This window comes from Desulfovermiculus halophilus DSM 18834 (assembly GCF_000620765.1).
In the GTDB taxonomy this organism is placed as follows: Bacteria; Desulfobacterota; Desulfovibrionia; order Desulfovibrionales; family Desulfothermaceae; genus Desulfovermiculus; species Desulfovermiculus halophilus.
This window is the reverse complement of sequence record NZ_JIAK01000068.1, coordinates 1-1445: the sequence shown is the minus strand read 5'-3', so window position 1 is coordinate 1445 and position 1445 is coordinate 1. Positions and strand designations below refer to the sequence as shown.

At 42.4% G+C, this 1445-nt stretch carries 4 protein-coding genes; all 4 read right to left on the bottom strand.

All coding sequences use genetic code 11. The features are described 5' to 3' along the window. Positions 1–16: 16 nt before the first annotated feature. Positions 17–268: a replication protein gene (locus N902_RS19530; protein WP_084288457.1), complete on the bottom strand. Its 252-nt coding sequence runs from the start codon at positions 266–268 to the stop codon at positions 17–19. A 9-nt stretch (positions 269–277) separates the two neighbouring features. Next, a complete protein-coding gene (locus N902_RS19870; protein ID WP_153304250.1) occupies positions 278–457 on the bottom strand; it encodes a hypothetical protein in 180 nt (59 codons plus the stop codon). After that, positions 450–650 carry a helix-turn-helix transcriptional regulator gene (locus tag N902_RS19525; RefSeq protein ID WP_027371460.1) on the bottom strand — a complete coding sequence of 67 codons (201 nt, stop codon included), beginning with the start codon at positions 648–650 and terminating at the stop codon, positions 450–452. The genes N902_RS19870 and N902_RS19525 overlap by 8 nt, the downstream gene beginning before the upstream one ends. A 177-nt stretch (positions 651–827) precedes the next feature. Then, positions 828–1298: a helix-turn-helix domain-containing protein gene (locus N902_RS19865; protein ID WP_153304249.1), complete on the bottom strand. Its 471-nt coding sequence runs from the start codon at positions 1296–1298 to the stop codon at positions 828–830. Positions 1299–1445: the final 147 nt, after the last annotated feature.

Sequence of the window (1445 nt, the reverse complement as noted above, 5' to 3'; positions counted from 1 at the left end):
AACCAGATTGAGCAGCTTATACATGAAACCGCCGTGGCTTGAATGTGTTACCCGCTGGACCGGATTTTGTTCGAATTTTTATTGCAACAGCACATTTAGATAGTTGCCCGTATGAAATTTTGTCTGACTTTTTTCCAAAGCCATATGTTTTACGCACAATGGCTAGCACTGCTTGGTATTCCTGGCCTGCCAGCCTAGTTCGCGCCAAAGCTTCTAAGAGCTCATTAGCCAAGCGGGTATAACCATTTTCACATTGCGGACTGGCCATGGCGATCACCTATAGCTTAAGCAGTTCAATGAATTGAGCAATTTTGGCCTCAGGATCAGCATAGAGCTTTCGGATTCTACGTTTGACGATGTCATATGCACGCCAGTCATCAGAGCTTGGTTCTGGTGTGTGACGAGGGATATTTCCAGGGATGCTGTCCTTTAAATGATTTTTTAAATGCTTAGCCATGGCATTCCCCCTCTTTAACCAGCTTCATGATGTCGCTTTCTCGCCAACACGTAGTACGTGGACCAAGCTTGATGGGCTTGGGAAAACGACCAGATTTGACGCCGGCCCACCAGGTACTTCTGGAGACGGGAATGATTTTCAGAACTTGTGGAAGACGGAGAAGTGGGTCGATGTGTGGGTTTTGACTGTGCATTGAATCAGACCTCCATATGCTTTGTTGTCCATTACAGGACCACAAAAAGCATAATTGGAGATCAATATCTAAGGTCGTTTATTAAAAAAAATGGATTGTTAGGAACGTAGTGAAATCAATTTGTTAACGATCATGTGAAGACAGTGGTGGGACAATTTCGGAGGATTGGTGGGACAGCTATTGTCTCCGAAGAATTCGGCTAACTTTGGATTTGCTTATGCCCAAATCTTTGGCAATTTCGCGTGTGCTCAAGTTCTGTTCTCTCATTTCAAGAACTTTTTCTTTTTCAATTTCTTGTGGGGTTTTAATTGCACTGGTAGGATTATATAATGTGCTATAAGAAGTGGCTTCAAGCGCTCTTTTGATCGCAGTACCTAGACTTGAGGAATTCTGAGGCAGAGTTATTTGCATATATCGACATGAGACTTGGGTAAGTTCAAAAAGAGGGCCTCTATAATCTCCATCTTTGTCTGATAATGATTCTTCATCAAATGGATCGTTTTTATCACGGCAACAATAGGTCAATCCAATACGGTTAGGATCAATCTCCCTCAGCAGGACCGAAAGATCCCGGATCAGGCTTTGCAGCCTTGCGTGTTTCTTTTTTCTCAGCCTTCCTTCCGGACAAGTGGTGATAGCAATGTCCAACTTATTTTTAATTATTTGAAGATCTTCGGCCAGCGATACAAGACTTTTGCAGAGGCTTAATTTTCATTAATAGTTGCTCTCCTCTCGGAAATGCAGTATACTGTGATTAAAAGGAGAGCACCATGGATAAATCAATATTTCAAAATT

What these genes read in the sequence shown, in the direction of transcription:
- N902_RS19530 (WP_084288457.1), bottom strand. Translation starts at nt 268, where the DNA reads ATGGCCAGTCCGCAATGTGAAAATGGTTATACCCGCTTGGCTAATGAG.
- N902_RS19870 (WP_153304250.1), bottom strand. Translation starts at nt 457, where the DNA reads ATGGCTAAGCATTTAAAAAATCATTTAAAGGACAGCATCCCTGGAAAT.
- N902_RS19525 (WP_027371460.1), bottom strand. Translation starts at nt 650, where the DNA reads ATGCACAGTCAAAACCCACACATCGACCCACTTCTCCGTCTTCCACAA.